The organism is Propionicimonas sp., from assembly GCF_034927565.1.
GTDB lineage: Bacteria > Actinomycetota > Actinomycetes > Propionibacteriales > Propionibacteriaceae > Propionicimonas.
The window spans coordinates 23,323-39,792 of record NZ_JAYFPT010000012.1 but is presented as its reverse complement, the minus strand read 5'-3'; the positions used below and the strand labels follow the sequence as shown (position 1 = coordinate 39,792).

Below are 16,470 nucleotides of genomic sequence, written 5' to 3'. Positions count from 1 at the left end.
TCGTTGGCACGCCGGGTGGTCATCGAACCAACAATGTCGGCATGTATCACCGACAAGACATCACGATGGAACTGCGTGCACTCATAGCCGCCCAGCGCGGCGTGATCAGATCCGACCAGGCGACAGCGCACGGCCTGGGTACGCGAGCCCAGTCTCGGCTGGTCGGGCAAGGCCACTGGACGCGAATCACCCGGGGGCTGTTCGACGCCGCTCCGCTGGTCGACGGCTTCGAGAAGCAGGCCTGGATCGGCCTGCTGGCCGGAGGCGACGGTGCCGCGATTGGCGGCGAGGCCGCGCTGCTGCTCCACGGGCTGAACCGCCGCGTCGACCAGATCGAAGTCTGGGTACCTCCGATCAACCAGCCAGCGTCCCTCAACGGGGTCGCCATGCGCCGGGACTTCCTCGGACGGACGGCGCGGGCCCGCGGGCTGCTGACCCGGATCCCCCCTGAGGATGCGATCATCGACGTCGGCCAGTACCTGTCGACGGAGAAGTTGGTTGCGCTGCTCGCTGATGCAGCACGTAGCCGCGTGGCCCGACTGGATCAGGTCGAGGCAGCCGTCCGGGATCGGCACCGAGTTCGGGGACGACGACGCTTCGAGGAACTGCTCGGCGATCTGGACGGGATCGAGAGCACGCTGGAGTACGCCTATCGGCGCGACGTCGAGCGTGCCCACGGATTGCCGGTCGGTCGCCGCAACGTGTCGGTCTCGGCGGGGACGCGAACTGATGTGGTCTATGACGAGTACGGGGTTCTGGTCGAGCTGGATGGTCGACTCGGACACCAGGACGCCGGTTCCGCGTTTCGCGACATGAATCGGGACAATCTCCACCTGCTGTCCGGCAGCCCGACCCTTCGCTATGGCAGTGTCGACGTCCGCGGGCGGTTCTGCGAGGTCGCCAGGCAGGTGGGATTCCTGCTGGAGAGCCGCGGTTGGCCCGGCCCGGTCCTGCCCTGTCCGCGTTGCCGGACGGTCATCGCTGTTTGACGGTGCCGTCCACGTCTGCCCGGCGGTGTTCAGGTTGTGGCACGCACTCCGAGGTCGGAATCCCAGTCACAGCGTGGGGCGCCTGAGCCCGGCCAGTGGCGCTTCGCCAGCAGGCTGTGACCCACCACCCGAAGTCGGAAGCCCAGCCACAGCTTGTGGTTGGGGTAGGACGGCTGTGGCGAGGAATTGTCCGCCGCGCGAGGGCGGCGGGGCGGGGTGAAGTGCCTTGCCGGCTGTCCATGGGCTGGACGGGGTTGCGCCCACTGTGAGGTCGGTGTTGAAATACCGGCCATGAACGCGACGCTCGTGGCCCGCCCCTGGGCTGCTCTGTGCCGTCTGTGTTCCGCGGCCTGTCGACTCTGAGACACCGGACCGCTTTTTTCGCCCGCCGTCCACAAGGGCACCTCCCTCGACCAGACCAGGGCCGCTTCAGGCCTGTTTCTGGTCAACCCTCCCCACGGAAGAAACCCACACATGTCTGCATCCCCGCAGGTCAGCGCTGACGAGGCCCTGACCCAGAAGCCGAGATCCACCAATCCGCTGTCGAAATTCAGCGTCCAGATCGTCATCGGCTTGATCGTCGGCGTCGCGCTCGGTTTCACCGCCGCTGCGCTCGGTCAGGTCGATGGCCAGCCCAACTGGCTCACCGCGACGCTCGGCGAGATCGGCAGTGCCTACGTCGGCCTGCTGCGCCTGCTGGTCGTCCCGCTGATCTTCACCGCGGTGATCAGTTCGATCGCCCGCCTCCGCGAGGTGACCAATGCCGCCCGGCTCGCCGTCCAGACCCTGATCTGGTTCGCCATCACCGCGGCGGCGTCAGTGCTGCTCGGGATCCTGATCGGCGTGGTCTCCGGACCGTGGCTCACCGCCGGGGTGTCCGGCGATGCCGCCGACGCGCCGGGCCGGGTCGGCTCCTGGACCGCCTTTCTCACCGGCCTGATCCCGAGCAACTTCCTCGGCCTCCAGGTCGGGCTGCGAGGCTCGGCGGAGACCGGTTTCACCGCCAGCGCCGATTTCAATGTGCTCCAGATCATCGTGCTCGCCATTGCCTTTGGCATCGCGGCGCTCAAGGTGGGTGACAAGGCCGCCGGCTTCATCGGTTTCACCGAGTCCGCGCTGGCCGTCGTCCAGAAGGTGCTGTGGTGGGTGATCCGGCTGGCCCCGATCGGCACTGCAGCGCTGATCGGCAAGGCGATCGCCACCTACGGCTGGGCCTCACTGGCTTCGCTGGGGGTGTTCGTGGTCGCCGTCTACGTCGGCCTGGTGCTGGTCTGGGCGATCGTCTACCCGGCCATCCTGCGGTTCCACGGCCTGTCGATCGCACAGTTCTACAAGAACGTCTGGCCGGTCATCACCCTGGGATTCGTCACCCGCTCGTCGATCGGCGTGCTGCCGGTGACCCAGGAGGTCACCGAGCGCAATCTGGGCGTTCCGCGCTCCTACGCCAGCTTCGCCGTGCCGCTGGGTGCCACCACCAAGATGGACGGCTGCGCCGCGATCTACCCGGCCGTGGCCGCGATCTTCGTCGCGCAGTTCTACGGTGTTCCGTTGAACCTGACGCACTACCTGCTGATCGCCTTCGTGTCGGTGCTCGGCTCCGCAGCCACCGCCGGCACGACGGGCGCGACGGTGATGCTGACCCTCACCTTGTCAACCGTGGGCCTGCCGCTGGAGGGCGTCGGCCTGCTGCTGGCGGTGGACTCCATCCTCGACATGGGACGCACCGCGCTCAACGTCACCGGGCAGGCGCTGGTCCCGACCATCGTCGCCAAGCGCGAGGGCATCCTGGACGAGGACACCTACAACGCCAGGCCGGTCTTCGACGGTGTGAAGATCTGACCGACAACCGTGACGACTGCCCCGGGACGCCTGCGGGAACCGGGGCAGTCGCGTGTCCGGTCAGGCCGGCGACTTCGTCCAGCTGATGGTGTGCCGAAAGGCGATCGGATGGCGCGTGATTGCGTCGGGCAGCACCGCGTCCACCAGGGCGCGCAGTTCGTCGAAACCGAGCCGGGGTTCGGTGACAGGAAAGGGCGGAGTGGAGACCGCCGGCGGACGGAGCCAAGAGGGACTACCGCACGCAGGTCAGGCGGCAGCGATCACGGCCAGCGCGCGCCGCATGGACAGCGGACGGAAGCCCGCTGCCACCGCCTTGCGCTTCAGGCCCGGTTGGGCGCGCCACAGCGCCCAGCCGCGACGCAACAGGACCAGCGGCGGCTTGCGTTTGAGCGCGAGGTCGCGGCGCAGCCGCAGCCAGAAGACCAGCCAGCCGGGACGGTCGAGGTAGATCGCCTCAGCCGCCATGCCCGCCCGCTCCAGGTGGGCGCGTAGTTCGATGGCGAAGATACCTTCGGCGACGATGCACCCCCGTCCGTCCAGCCGGACGGTGTGCTGGCCGGTGGCCCGGCTCTCGCTGATCGAATAGACCGGCACCTCCACCTCGCCGCGGTCGATCAGGGTGCGCAGGGCTTCGACCGCCGCGGCGGCGTTCCAGGCTGCCGGGTCGTCCCAGTCGATGATCCCGTAGGCCGTCATGACATGCCCGGGGTAGTCGGCGTCGTAGTAGAAGTCGTCCAGCCGGAACTGCAGACAGGCAGAGTGCCGGGCCAGCCGGGACTTGCCGCTGCCGGAGGCCCCGGCGACTAGGACGAGCCGGGGCGCAGCGGACCAGGCGGGCCGGCCGCTGGCCCCGACGGGCTCGAGCGGGGGTGCGGTGGTGTTGCCGAGCTGCGCCGGCGGGGAGGTCTCGGGCTTCACCCGCGGGGTGGCGTCGAACTCGGGCGTCGGCGGGGTGGTGTCGCACTCGAGCGGGGGTGCGGTGGCGTCGCCGGGCTCGACCACCGGGGACGCACCCACCACGATCGGCGGGGACGCCGCCCGGTCGTCGCTCACAGGCCCAGGGCGGAGGCCATCTCGGCGCGCAGCCCGTCCATCACCGCCTGCGCCTGCTGCCGGGCCCGGGCCAGGTCCGGACGGGCCGGCAGCCTGACCTGCAGGTAGCACTTCAGCTTCGGCTCAGTGCCGGACGGACGAGCCACCGCGCGGACCGATTCGCCCTCGAAGAGCATGCCGTCGGTGGGCGGCAGCGCCTCCGAGCCGAGGGCGAGATCGACCACCCGCACCGGCTCGCCGGCCAGGGTCTGCGGCGGGGCGGTGCGCACCCGCGCCATGGCGTCGGAGATCAGGCTGAGATCGCTCACCCGGAACGACAGCTGGCTGGTCAGGTGGACGCCGTAGCGGGCGGCGATCTCGTCCAGCCGGTCGGCGATCGTGTGGCCCTCGGCGTTCAGCGCGGCGGTCAGCGCCAGCACCCGCAGCAGGGTGGTGATGCCGTCCTTGTCGGCCACGGCGGCCGAGTCGGTGCAGTAGCCGATCGCCTCCTCGTAGCCGAAGGCGAGGTCGGGCACCCGTCCGATCCACTTGAAGCCGGTCAGCGTGGTGGCGAACGGGTGGCCGTTCGCGGCCGCCATGGTGCCCAGCAGGGTGGACGACACCACCGAGCAGGCATAGGTCCCGGCCGCTCCACGGCGCATCGCGTCGTCGGCGAGCAGGGCGCCCAACTCGTCGCCGGTGAGCATCCGCCAGTCGCCGCCCACCACGGCCGCGACCGCGCAGCGATCGGCGTCCGGGTCGTTGGCGATCGCCACGTCGGCGCCGGTCTGGCGGGCCAGCGCCAGCGCCAGGTCGATCGCCCCCGGCTCCTCCGGGTTGGGGAACGGCACGGTGGGGAAGTCGGGATCGGGCTCGGCCTGGGCCGCCACCCGGTGCGGGGCGGGGAAGCCGGTGGCAGCCACCACCCGGTCGACCACGCTGGTGCCCACCCCGTGCATGGCGGTGTACACCCAGGTCAGCTCGCGGGCCGCCGCGGCGGGCACCAGCGAGGCGGCCCGGGTGACGTAGGCGTCCACCAGGTCCTCACCCAGCCAGGAGTACTGGTCGTCGTGCAGCAGGTCGGAGACCGGACCGGCGGACACCTCGGCGATCTGGGTGGCGATCTCGGCATCGGCCGGCGGCACGATCTGCGAACCGTCGCCCAGGTAGACCTTGTAGCCGTTGTCCTGCGGCGGGTTGTGCGAGGCGGTGACCACCACCCCGGCGACACAGCCGTAGTGCCGGATGCCGAAGGCCACCACCGGGGTCGGCAGCGGACGGCGGCACAGCAGCGGCCGCAGCCCGGCGGCGGCGAGGATCTCGGCGGTGTCGGTGGCGAACACATCGGAGTTGTGCCGGGCGTCGTAGCCGATGATCACCGGCTGGCCGGCGTGGCCGCGGGCGAGCAGGTAGCCAGCCAGGCCGGCGGCCGCGCGGGAGACCACCACCCGGTTCATCCGGGCGGGCCCCGGGCCCAGCTTGCCGCGCAGCCCGGCGGTGCCGAACTGCAGCGGGCCGGAGAAGGCGTCGGCGAGTTCGGCCAGGGCAGCGGCGTCGCCTGCGTCCGCGGCGGTGATCAGCCCGGCCAGTTCGGCGGTGGTGGCCGGGTCGGGATCGTCGGCGCGCCAGGTCTCGGCGGCATCCCGCAGCGCGGGGTCGAGGGCGTTCACAGCTTCTCCAGAAGTCCGGCCAGCAGTGACCGCAACCGCGGGACGGCGGCCCGTCCGGCCTCGATCACCTCGGCGTGGTTGAGTGGCGTCGGCGAGATGCCGGCACCCAGGTTGGTGACCAGCGAGATGCCCAGCACCTCCAGGCCGGCTTCGCGGGCGGCGATGGTCTCCAGGGTGGTGGACATACCCACCAGGTCCCCGCCGAGCAGCCTGGCCATCCGCACCTCGGCCGGAGTCTCGTACTGCGGGCCGTGGAACTGGACGTAGACCCCATCGGCCAGCGACGGGTCGACCTCGCGGGCCAGTGCCCGCAGCCGCGGCGAATAGGCCTGCGTCAGGTCGATGAAGGTCGCTCCGACCAGGGGCGTCGCCCCGGTGAGGTTGAGGTGGTCGCGGATCAGCACGGGCTGGCCGGGGGCGTAGTCGGGGTTCAGCCCGCCGCAGCCGTTGGTGAGCACGACGGTGGTCGCGCCGGCGGCGGCCGCGGTCCGCACGCCGTGCACGACCGGGGCGACGCCGCGCCCCTCGTAGTAGTGGGTGCGGCCGGTGAACAGCGCGGCCAGCTTGCCGGCCGGGGTGCGGAGCAGCCGCAGTTCGCCGCCGTGACCGGCAACCACCGGCTTGGAGAAGCCCGGCAGGTCGGCCAGCGGCACGGCGCCGAGTGGTTCGCCGATTCCCTCGGTGGCGCTCGACCACCCCGAGCCGAGCACCAGCGCGAGGTCGATGCGCTCGATACCGAAGGTGGAAAGCAGGGCGGTGGCCGCGGACTGTGCGGCCTGGGCAGGAGACTGCTCACTCATGGGAGCGACTCTATTGCGTCGGCGGCAGTCGCAGCACCCGGGGTGACGGCCGCCCCATTCCGCGCCTGACTCGGGTTGGGGACGGTTCCTCTTCGAGTCCCCACTCGTCGCGGCACCGCGCACGGCTGGCAGGCCGACCTGCTCCGACAGCAGGGCTGTGTCGGATCACCGTCCCCTCGCCCCTTGCGGGGCCCGGCGCGCCGGGAGGAGGACGGGTCACCCTCCCCAATCCACGCCCGGGACGCAAGAATGCTGGGCGTGACGAACGTGGTGATCATCGGCGGTGGGCCCGGCGGCTACGAGGCCGCCTTGGTCGGACGGCAGCTGGGCGGCGAGGTGACCTTGGTCGAGCGCCGCGGGCTGGGCGGCTCGGCGGTGCTCACCGATGTGGTGCCGTCCAAGACGCTGATCGCTGCCGCCGAGGTGATGAGCAGGCTGCGCAGTGCCGAAGAGGTCGGACTGCGGCTGGGAGACGGCGGTGCCCGGCTGGCCGACACCGTCCGGGTCGACCTGGGCGCGGTGCACCGCCGGATCCGCGACCTGGCTCGGGCGCAGTCCGACGACATCCGCGGCCGGCTGGAGGCCGAGGGCGTCCGGGTGATCGACGGGACCGGGGCTCTGGCTGGCACCGGCGAGGTGGTGGCCTCCACCGTGGACGGCGAGCAGAGGCTGCCGGCCGATGTGATCCTGGTGGCCACCGGAGCCCACCCGCGGGAACTGCCCGCTGCCCGTCCGGACGGAGAACGGATCTTCACCTGGACTCAGATCTACGACCTCGACACCGTCCCCGACCATCTGATCGTGGTGGGCTCGGGGGTGACCGGCGCCGAGTTCGCCAGCGCCTACCAGGCCCTCGGCGTGCCGGTCACGCTGGTCTCCTCCCGCGAGCAGGTGCTGCCCGGCCAGGACGACGACGCCGCGGCCGTCGTGCAGGAGGTCTTTCAGGCCAGCGGCATGACGGTGCTGAACCGGGCGCGGGCGGTCAGCGCGGCCCGGCGGGGCGACGAGGTGGTGGTCAGGCTTGTAGATGGCCGGGAGGTGGTCGGCTCGCACTGTCTGATGGCGGTCGGGGCGATCCCCAACACGGCCGGCATCGGGCTGGAGGAAGCCGGGGTGGCGCTCACCGCCGGCGGCTACCTCAGCGTCGACCGGGTGTCGCGCACCTCGGCCCGTGGGGTGTACGCGGCCGGGGACTGCACCGGGGTGTTCCCGCTGGCGTCGGTGGCGGCCATGCAGGGCCGGATTGCGATGTGGCACGCGCTGGGCGACTCGGTGGCGCCGCTGGATCTGCTGACCGTCTCGTCCACCGTCTTCACCGCGCCGGAGATCGCCACCGTCGGGGTCAGCCAGCACCAGGTCGATGCCGGCGAGGTGCGGGCGCTGGCGGTGCGGCTACCGCTGCGTTCGAACGCGCGGGCCAAGATGCAGGCGGTCGAGGACGGCTTCGTGAAGGTCTTCTGCCTGCCGACGACCGGCATCGTCGTCGGCGGGGTGGTGGTTGCGCCTTCGGCCAGCGAGCTCATCCATCCGCTCTCGGTCGCGGTGCGCAACAAGCTGACCGTCGACCAGCTCACCGCCTCGTTCACCGTCTACCCGTCGCTGTCCGGGTCGGTGGCCGAGGCCGCTCGCCGGTTGCACGGACACTCAACCGCGCAGTTGCACTGAACGCACCCCTGTCGGCAGCCTCGATCAGAGCGGAGACACGACCGACGGGTGTTCGGTTATGACTCGTTGGTTCCCGGACGGACGAACGCGGCCGGATCCTCCAGCAGTGGCGCGAAGGCCAGTTGGGCGGCGCCGATCATGAGCAGGTTCGAGCCCAGTTCGGCGGCGGCGAGCTGCACGCCGTCCGCGGACGGCGGCAGAGCTGCCTCGGTGACCGCGGCGTGCAGGCGTTCGGGGTCGTAGGCCAGCAGGGCCGCCAGGAAGCCGCCCAGCACGACCACCTGGGGGTTGAGCAGGTTGATCGCCGCCGCCAGCGCGGTTCCGAGATGGCCGAGTTGCCGCTCCACCACCACGCGTACCCGGGGCGAGCGGTCGGCCAGTAGGGCTGCCTCCAGAGTGTCGGGGTCGGCCCGATCCAGACCGAGCACCTCCAGCAGTTCGGCGCGGGTAACCAGGGCTTCCAGAGTGCCGGAGATACCGGCGGAGTCGGTGAGCGGGGAGTCCGAGACCCGGACGTGGCCGAGTTCGCCGCCGTAGCCCGCCGCACCGCCGAGTAGCCGTCCGTTGGCGACCAGCCCGCCGCCAATGCCGGAGGCGCCGCCGTTGAGGTAGATCAGGTGGCTCCGGCTGCGCCCGGCACCGAAGTCGTACTCGGCCAGCGCACCCAGGCCGGCGTCGTTCGCCGCCCACACCGGCAGGCCGGTGGCCTGCGACAGCGGCTCGCTGAAGGCTTCCTCGTGCCAGTTCAGGTGCGGGGCGTTGCGCACGACGCCGTCGGCGGTGCGTACCTGGCCGGGCACCGCGACGCCGATCCCCGCCATCAGGTGGCCCTGCAGCTCCAGTTGCATGCCCTCGATCACCGCGGCGGTGATGCTGATCGCCTCGGCTGCCGTCGGGCTGCGGTCGTACTCGTGCCGGATGACCCGCTTGACGGTGCCGTCCAGGCCGACCAGTCCGATGCTGAGTACATCGATTTCGGGATTGACCGCGATCGCCGCCACGTCGGAGCGCAATTCCACGACGGGGGAGGGGCGGCCGACCAGGCCGCTGGCGTCCGGCTCACGCTCGACCACCAGGCCGAGGTCGGCGAGGTCGGCGACCAGGCTGGCGATCGTCGACCGGTTGCGTCCGGTCCGCTTGCTCAGCGTGGCCCGGGAACTCGGTCCACCGCGGTAGAGGAGCTGGAGGATCGTGGCGAGGTTGGCTTGGCGGATACTCTCCGTGGTGCCACCGACCATGGGTCGCGTCCTCTCTGCGGGCGTCGGGCGTTACTGTAACCGGGTTTCCACCGGTCTGGAGGGGCAGGGTCATCCGACCACATTTGTACCGCGTTACAACATAATCAGGTTGGGATGGGGCGGCAAGGACCGGTCTTGGTGGTGCCGGGGTGGCAGGTCAATCGACCACCGCTCGCTGAGCCACATCGAGTCTCTACCGCTCGGTTCGGCGGCATTGTCCTTGGTGACCTGAACTGCCGCTTCCCTGGGTGTGGCGGGGGTGGTTCTGTCGAACCTGCCCAGGCCGCCGTCGCTCGGTTTGGCGGCGCCGTCCTCGTCGACACTGGACTCCCGCGTCCGGTGATAGGGGCCGACCGGCGGCCTGCGATGTGGAACCCGGTCGAGCCCGCCTCCCGATGGGTGGCCCACGTGGCCGGGGGCGGATGTCTTCGGCGCCGGTGGCTGCTCATCACAGTCCAGGATGCCGATGGACACCACTCGTTGGCTGATATAAGTTTACGGAGACAACATTCCGCTCGCCGCCGAGACAGATTGGACCTCCCGTGACTGCCACACCCACTCCTGCCGACAAGTTCACCTTCGGGCTGTGGACGGTCGGCTACGCCGGCAACGACCCCTTCGGCCCTGCCACCCGCGCCCCGCTGGACGTCGTCCACGTGGTCGAGAAGCTGGCCGAACTCGGCGCCTACGGCCTCACCTTCCACGACGACGACCTGTTCGCCTTCGGATCCACCCAGGCCGAGCGCCGCACCCAGATCGACCGGCTGAAGGGCGCCATGGCGGCGACCGGCATCACGGTGCCGATGATCACCACCAACCTGTTCAGCCATCCGGTCTTCAAGGACGGCGGGTTCACCTCCAACGACCGCACGGTGCGGCGATTCGCGCTGCGTAAGGTGCTGCGCAACCTCGACCTGGCCGCCGAACTGGGCGCCACCACCTTCGTGATGTGGGGTGGCCGCGAGGGCGCCGAGTACGACGCCGCCAAGGACATCAGGGCCGCCCTGGAGCGCTACCGCGAGGCGGTCAACGTCCTGGCCGGCTACGTGCTCGACAAGGGCTACGACATCCGGTTCGCGATCGAGCCGAAGCCGAACGAGCCCCGCGGCGACATCCTGCTGCCCACCGTCGGCCACGCCCTGGCCTTCATCGCGACTCTGGACCATCCGGAGATGGTCGGGCTCAACCCCGAGGTGGGTCACGAACAGATGGCCGGGTTGAACTTCGCCGCTGGGATCGCCCAGGCGCTGGACGCCGGCAAGCTGTTCCACATCGACCTCAACGGCCAGCGCGGCATCAAGTACGACCAGGACCTGGTCTTCGGCCACGGCGATCTGTACAACGCCTTCGCGCTGGTGGATCTGCTGGAGAACGGCGGCCCGGACGGTGGCCAGGCCTACACCGGTCCCCGGCACTTCGACTACAAGCCGTCCCGCACCGAGGATGCCGACGGCGTCTGGGTTTCGGCGGCCGCCAATATGAAGAACTACCTGCTGCTCAAACAGCGGGCGGCGGCCTTCCGGACCGATCCCGAGGTGCAGGCCGCGCTGGCCGAGGCCAAGGTGGACGAGTTGTCGGTGCCCACCGTGGGCGAGGCTGGCTACGCCGAGTTGCTGGCCGACCCGTCCGCCTTCGAGGAGTTCGACGCCGAGGCCTGGTTCAACGGCCGCGGCTTCGGCTTCGTCCGGCTGCAGCAACTGGTCACCGAGCACCTGCTCGGCGCCCGCTGAGTTCCGGAAGGAGTAGGGGATGGCCCGGGTGATCGGGGTCGACTCGTCGACCCAGAGTTGCAAGGTGGTGGTGCGGGACGCCGAGACCGGCGCCCTGCTGGCGACCGGCCGGGCCTCTCACCCCGACGGCACCGCCGTCGACCCGGCGCACTGGTGGACGGCGCTGCAAGCGGCGCTGGCCGAAGCCGGCGGGCTGGGCGACGTCGCCGCGGTGGCGATCGGCGGGCAGCAGCACGGCATGGTCGTACTCGACGCCGAGGGGCGGGTGATCCGGGACGCGCTGCTGTGGAACGACACCCGTTCGGCCCAGGCCGCCCGTGACTTGATCGCGGAGGTCGGTGCGGACGAGCTTGTTGCCCGCACCGGCCTGCTCCCGGTGGCCTCGTTCACCGCCACCAAGCTGCGCTGGCTGCGGGATGCCGAGCCGCAGAACGCCGCCCGGGTGGCCGCTGTCGCCCTGCCGCACGACTGGTTGACCTGGCGGCTGCGCGGCTACGGGCCGGCCGGCGAATCCGCGCTCGGACCGGTGCTCTCCGCGTTGGTCACCGACCGCTCGGACGCCTCCGGCACCAGCTACTGGTCGCCGGGCACGGGCGACTACGACCACGATCTGGTGGCGGTGGCGTTGGGCCACGATGTGATCCTGCCGCGGGTGCTCGGGCCGTCCGAGGCAGTGACCGGACCCGGCTTCCTGGTTGGCCCCGGAGCCGGTGACAACGCGGCGTCCGGGCTGGGTCTGGACGCCCGTCCGGGCGATGTCGTGGTCTCGATCGGCACCTCGGGGACGGTCTTCGCCGCCACCGATGCGCCGGTGGCGGACCCGTCCGGGATTGTGGCGGGTTTCGCCGACGCCACCGGCGGCTTCCTGCCGCTGGTCTGCACGCTCAATGCCGCCCGGGTGCTCGTCTCGATGGCCGACGTCCTCGGGGTCGACTTCGACGAGCTGGGACGCCTCGCGCTGGCCGCCGAACCCGGGGCGGGCGGAGCGGTGCTCGTCCCCTACTTCGAGGGCGAGCGGACGCCCAACCTGCCCGACGCCACCGCCTCGCTGACCGGGCTCACCCTGGCCAACACCACCCGGGAGAACCTCGCCCGGGCGGCGATCGAGGGCATGCTGTGTGGCCTGGCCGCCGGCCTGGACGCCATTCAGGCACTCGGTGTCGAGGCCCGGCGGGTGCTGCTCACCGGCGGCGCCGCGGCCAATCCCGCCGTCCAGGCGATCGCCGCCCAGGTCTTCGATGTCCCGGTCGTGGTCCCCGAACCGGGGGAGTACGTGGCTGATGGTGCCGCTCGTCAGGCTGCCTGGGTGCTCACTGGGTCGCGTCCCACTTGGCCGGTGGATCTACTTGCGGCGCTCGAACCCGACCCCCGTCCGATCATCCGACAGCAGTACCGGGCTGCTGTGGCGGGCTTCGTGGAGCAGGTCCGCAGAATCCGGTTCCGTAGCGGTGGTTGAGGGGGATATTCCCTCGGGTGGGCCGGCAGGAACCGGATTGTGCACCAAGGCCGGTCTCAGGCCGGATCGACGATCTCGCAGAGCACCTGGCCGCTGGCGACGGTGGCGCCCACCTGGGCAGCCAGGGCGATGATCCGGCCGGAGCGGTGGGCGGTGATCGGCTGTTCCATCTTCATCGCCTCCAGCACCACCACCAACTCGCCCTCACCGACCTCGTCGCCCTCGACCACCGCGACCTTGGCAATCGTCCCCTGCATGGGAGCGGTGAGTTGGTTGCTGGAGGGCGGCCGGGCGTGGGCGTCGCCGGTGCTGCGCCGAGTGGGTCGTTTCGGCCCGGTGCTGCGGACGGCTGGGGCGCTCAGCGCGCTGGGCAGCCGCACTTCGACCCGGCGGCCGTCGACCTCGACCACGTAGGTGGCCTTCTCATCCGGTTCCGATGTGCCCAGCGTCCCCAGGTACGGCTCGATCGGGACGGCGAACTCGGTCTCGATCCAGCGGGTATGGACGCCGAACCGGCCCTCGGGCGCCACGAACGCCGGGTCGGTCAGCACCACCCGGTGAAAGGGCAGCACCGAGGGCATGCCTTCCAGGACGGTCTCGCCCAGCGCCCGCCGGGCGCGCTCGATCGCCTGGCCGCGGTCGGCGCCGGTGACGATGATCTTGGCGACCAGCGAGTCGAAGGCTCCGGGCACCGCCATGCCCGTCAGGTAGCCGGCGTCCACTCGCACCCCGGGGCCGGTGGGCGGCTGCCAGGCGGTCAACGTGCCGGGCGCCGGCATGAAAGCCCGGCCCGGATCCTCGGCATTGATCCGGAACTCGATCGCATGCCCGCGAACCGGCGGATCGTCATAGCCGAGCGGCTCACCGTCGGCGATCCGGAACATCTCCCGCACCAGGTCGATACCGGTCACCTCCTCCGACACCGGGTGCTCCACCTGCAGCCGGGTGTTGACCTCCAGGAAGGAGATGGTGCCGTCCTGGCCGACCAGGAACTCGCAGGTCCCGGCGCCCACGTAGCCGGCCTCACGCAGGATCGCCTTCGACGCGCTGGTCAACTGCTCCACCTGCGGCGCGGTCAGGAAGGGCGCCGGCGCCTCCTCGACCAGCTTCTGGTGCCGTCGCTGCAGCGAGCAGTCCCGGGTGGAGACCACCACGACGTTGCCCTGGGTATCGGCCAGGCACTGGGTCTCGACATGCCGCGGACGGTCGAGGTAGCGCTCCACGAAGCACTCCCCGCGCCCGAACGCGGTCACCGCCTCACGGGTGGCCGACTCGAACAACTCGGGGATCTCGGCCAGGCTGCGAGCAACCTTCAGGCCTCGCCCGCCGCCGCCGTAGGCGGCCTTGATGGCGATCGGCAGCCCGTGGGTCTCGGCGAAGGCGACCACCTCGGCCGCGCCGCCGACCGGGTCGGCAGTGCCAGGGACGAGCGGGGCGCCCACCTGCTGCGCCAGGTGCCGGGCCCGGACCTTGTCGCCGAGCGCCTCGATGGCTGCCGGCGGCGGACCGATCCAGGTCAGCCCGGCGTCGATCACCGCGTGCGCGAAACCGGCGTTCTCGGCGAGAAACCCGTAGCCGGGATGGACGGCGTCCGCTCCCGACCGGGCGGCGACTGCCAGCAATTTGTCGACCGCGAGGTAGGTGTCGGCCGGGGTCAGCCCGTTCAGCGCGAACGCCTCGTCGGCCAGCCGGACGAACAGCCCGTCCGCATCGGGATCGGCGTAGACCGCGACCGAGGCCAGCCCCGCGTCCCGGGCAGCCCGGATCACCCGGACCGCGATCTCCCCTCGGTTGGCGACCAACACCTTGGCGATCGACATGGAATCCTCCTGGACGGGCGCGCCGATGCTCGGAGTCTAGAACGTGTCTCCCCATCCCGGAGTGGTCTGTGGCGCGTCGCTGGACGGGCGCCGGCTGTGGTGTCAGCGGTGGACGATGCACCGGCATCGCCTCCTTCCTCCAGTTGCGATGCGCGCCGCCGAGCGTCGCTCACGACGGCCAGGGCCAGGCAGGCATGCTCCAAGCCGTGGGGTGCCTGGCCGGGCAGCCGCTGGTCCTCGGTGGCCGGGAGCGTCCAGGGCAGCGAGCCTGATCGCTCGGCCTGTCCGAACGCCCGTAGCATGGCCGCCGTGACACTGTGGCAAGCGGTTCTGGGGTTCGCGGTAATGGCCGCGGTGGTCACCGTCACGCCCGGTCTCGACACGGTGCTCGTGCTGCGTCAGGCGCTGCGCGATCGACGGCAGGTGGCCTTCGCCACCGCGCTGGGGATCACCGTCGGGGCGCTGCTGTGGGGGTTCGCCGCCGCTGCCGGGCTGGCGGCGCTGTTCGTCGCCAGCGAGGTGGCGTTCAACGTTCTGCGGGTGGCCGGGGTCGGCTACCTGGTGTGGGTGGCCTGGGGCTATCTGCGCGCGGCGGTCCGTGGGGAACGAGCCGCTGTCCAGGTCGAGGCGCCGGCGGTGCGGATGGGCGTACTCGAGGCCTTCGGACGGGGCCTGCTCACCGACCTGCTCAACCCGAAGATGGCAGTCTTCTATCTCACTGTGCTGCCGCTGTTCCTGCCGGCCGGGCTCAACCCGGTGGCGGTGGGAACGTCCCTGGCCGGGATCCACGCCGTGGAAGCCATGATCTGGTTCACCGTGGTGATCCTCGGCGCGCACAGCGTCCGCAGGTTTCTCGACAGCCGTCGCGGCGCCCGGGTGGTCGACGGCGTTGCCGGCACCGCAATGGCCGGCTTCGCCCTCGTCCTGGCCGTCGACAACCACTGACTCGGCCGTCAGGCCCTGGATCGCCCAGGTGCCTCCTCCAACCCGGAGGATTCCAGCCACCCCCCTGTCCGGGGCGTTTGCCGGGGCGAGCCCCGGATTTTGGCGGGCAGGTGTCGGTGGCCCGGTGCCAGTGGGATGCTGGCGGAGTGAGTCGCACCAGCAGCCGCGCCTGGCGGGACGGTCGGCTGGTCGCCGACGGCTACCCGCTGTCCGACCTCGACACCTGGCGGGCCGACCCGTCGGTGCTGATCTGGGTCGACCTGCTCGCCCCGGACCGGGCCGAACTCGACCAGCTCGCCGCAGAGCTGGGCCTCGACCCCCTCGCGGTGGAGGATGCGATCGAGCCGGGGGAGCGCCCGAAGGCGACCCGGCACGCCGGCCACACCTTCATCACCTGCTACGCCACCCGGCTGTTGGTCGGGACGGACGCAGAGCTTGCTCTCCAGCTCGACCGGGTCTCGGCCTTCGTGCTGCCCGGGGCGTTGATCACCGTGCGGATGACCGACGGCTTCGACCTCGCGCCGGTGCTGGAGCGCTGGGAAGAGGAGATCACCGCGGGCACCGGCTCGGGTGGTCTGGCCTACAGCCTGCTCGACTACCTGGTTGACGACTACTTCGACGCCCTGCAGGAACTGGAGGACCGCATCCAGCAGCTGGACGACACTCTGTTCGCTCCTTCCCCGCGCACCGACGAGCTGCAGCAGCAGGTGCACCGGCTGCGGAACGCCCTGGCCGGGTTGCGCCGGATCGTCCTGCCGATGCGTGAGGTGGTCACCTCCCTGGGACGGTTCGAAGTGCAGGTCGGCCGGGAGGTGGAGCGCACCTTGGAGGGCTACTACGCCGATCTCTACGACCATGTGATCCGGGCCACCGAGTGGACGGAGTACCTGCGCGACCTGCTCGGCAGCGTGTTCGAGACCACCCTGGCTCAGCGTGAGGAGAGGCTCAACGAGATCATGAAGAAGCTGGCCGCCTGGGCGGCGATCGTCGCCGTCCCCACGGCTGTCACCGGCTGGTTCGGCCAGAACCTGCCCTACCCCGGTTACGGCACACCCAGCGGCCTGGTGATGAGCATCATCCTGATCGTGGTCCTCGGGGCCGGCCTGTTCGTGATCTTCCGCAAATCCGACTGGATCTGAGGCTCTCAGGCCGAAGAGGTCTGCCGTCCCGTGACCGTCTGGCGGGCGTGGCCGTGCTGCGGCTGCCATGGGCCGTACCTGCGATGTGGCGGGGAGGCTCGTCAAATGTGAGCGTTCACACTAGGCTGGTTCACGGACTCGGCATCC

12 protein-coding genes are annotated in these 16,470 nt (G+C 70.8%); 7 read left to right on the top strand and 5 right to left on the bottom strand.

What is annotated here, in order from left to right; genetic code table 11:
• The first annotated feature begins 41 nt into the window (after window positions 1–41).
• Together VB080_RS03650 and VB080_RS03645 are read left to right on the top strand one after the other, a co-directional pair.
• Window positions 42–989: a type IV toxin-antitoxin system AbiEi family antitoxin domain-containing protein gene (locus VB080_RS03650; RefSeq protein ID WP_323417065.1), complete on the top strand. Its 948-nt coding sequence runs from the start codon at window positions 42–44 to the stop codon at window positions 987–989.
• A gap of 474 nt (window positions 990–1,463) precedes the next feature.
• Entirely contained in the window at window positions 1,464–2,828 is a 1,365-nt protein-coding gene (locus VB080_RS03645) for a dicarboxylate/amino acid:cation symporter (protein ID WP_323417064.1), read from the top strand.
• Window positions 2,829–3,074: 246 nt separating this feature from the next.
• On the opposite strand, the gene VB080_RS03640 is transcribed toward VB080_RS03645, so the two are convergent.
• From VB080_RS03640 to VB080_RS03630, 3 genes are read right to left on the bottom strand one after another with little or no spacing between them, the layout of a single operon-like run.
• Window positions 3,075–3,881 (bottom strand): uridine kinase, encoded by an 807-nt coding sequence (locus VB080_RS03640; RefSeq protein WP_323417063.1) that lies wholly within the window; start codon window positions 3,879–3,881, stop codon window positions 3,075–3,077.
• Window positions 3,878–5,530 carry a phospho-sugar mutase gene (locus VB080_RS03635; protein ID WP_323417062.1) on the bottom strand — a complete coding sequence of 551 codons (1,653 nt, stop codon included), beginning with the start codon at window positions 5,528–5,530 and terminating at the stop codon, window positions 3,878–3,880. The genes VB080_RS03640 and VB080_RS03635 overlap by 4 nt, the downstream gene beginning before the upstream one ends.
• Complete coding sequence (locus VB080_RS03630) at window positions 5,527–6,330, bottom strand: purine-nucleoside phosphorylase (protein WP_323417061.1); 804 nt, start codon at window positions 6,328–6,330, stop codon at window positions 5,527–5,529. Before VB080_RS03630 ends, VB080_RS03635 begins: the two co-directional genes overlap by 4 nt.
• Before the next feature lie 258 nt (window positions 6,331–6,588).
• Between VB080_RS03630 and VB080_RS03625 the strand changes: the two genes are divergently transcribed.
• A complete protein-coding gene (locus tag VB080_RS03625; RefSeq protein ID WP_323417060.1) occupies window positions 6,589–7,995 on the top strand; it encodes an NAD(P)H-quinone dehydrogenase in 1,407 nt (468 codons plus the stop codon).
• A gap of 56 nt (window positions 7,996–8,051) precedes the next feature.
• Here VB080_RS03625 and VB080_RS03620 read toward each other — a convergent pair whose 3' ends face one another.
• Window positions 8,052–9,233 (bottom strand): ROK family transcriptional regulator, encoded by a 1,182-nt coding sequence (locus VB080_RS03620; RefSeq protein ID WP_323417059.1) that lies wholly within the window; start codon window positions 9,231–9,233, stop codon window positions 8,052–8,054.
• Window positions 9,234–9,775: 542 nt separating this feature from the next.
• On the opposite strand from VB080_RS03620, the gene xylA reads away from it, so the two are divergent.
• A complete protein-coding gene (gene xylA / locus VB080_RS03615) occupies window positions 9,776–10,963 on the top strand; it encodes a xylose isomerase (RefSeq protein ID WP_323417058.1) in 1,188 nt (395 codons plus the stop codon).
• Between the two features lie 19 nt (window positions 10,964–10,982).
• Entirely contained in the window at window positions 10,983–12,419 is a 1,437-nt protein-coding gene (locus tag VB080_RS03610) for a xylulokinase (protein WP_323417057.1), read from the top strand.
• Between the two features lie 56 nt (window positions 12,420–12,475).
• On the opposite strand, the gene VB080_RS03605 is transcribed toward VB080_RS03610, so the two are convergent.
• Window positions 12,476–14,233 carry an acetyl/propionyl/methylcrotonyl-CoA carboxylase subunit alpha gene (locus tag VB080_RS03605; protein ID WP_416339595.1) on the bottom strand — a complete coding sequence of 586 codons (1,758 nt, stop codon included), beginning with the start codon at window positions 14,231–14,233 and terminating at the stop codon, window positions 12,476–12,478.
• A gap of 315 nt (window positions 14,234–14,548) precedes the next feature.
• Here VB080_RS03605 and VB080_RS03600 point away from each other — a divergent pair, with 315 nt between their 5' ends.
• Together VB080_RS03600 and VB080_RS03595 are read left to right on the top strand one after the other, a co-directional pair.
• Window positions 14,549–15,184 carry a LysE family translocator gene (locus VB080_RS03600; RefSeq protein WP_323417055.1) on the top strand — a complete coding sequence of 212 codons (636 nt, stop codon included), beginning with the start codon at window positions 14,549–14,551 and terminating at the stop codon, window positions 15,182–15,184.
• A 146-nt stretch (window positions 15,185–15,330) separates the two neighbouring features.
• On the top strand, window positions 15,331–16,323 hold the full coding sequence (locus VB080_RS03595) for a magnesium transporter CorA family protein (protein WP_323417054.1): 993 nt from the start codon (window positions 15,331–15,333) through the stop codon (window positions 16,321–16,323).
• Window positions 16,324–16,470 lie beyond the last annotated feature (147 nt).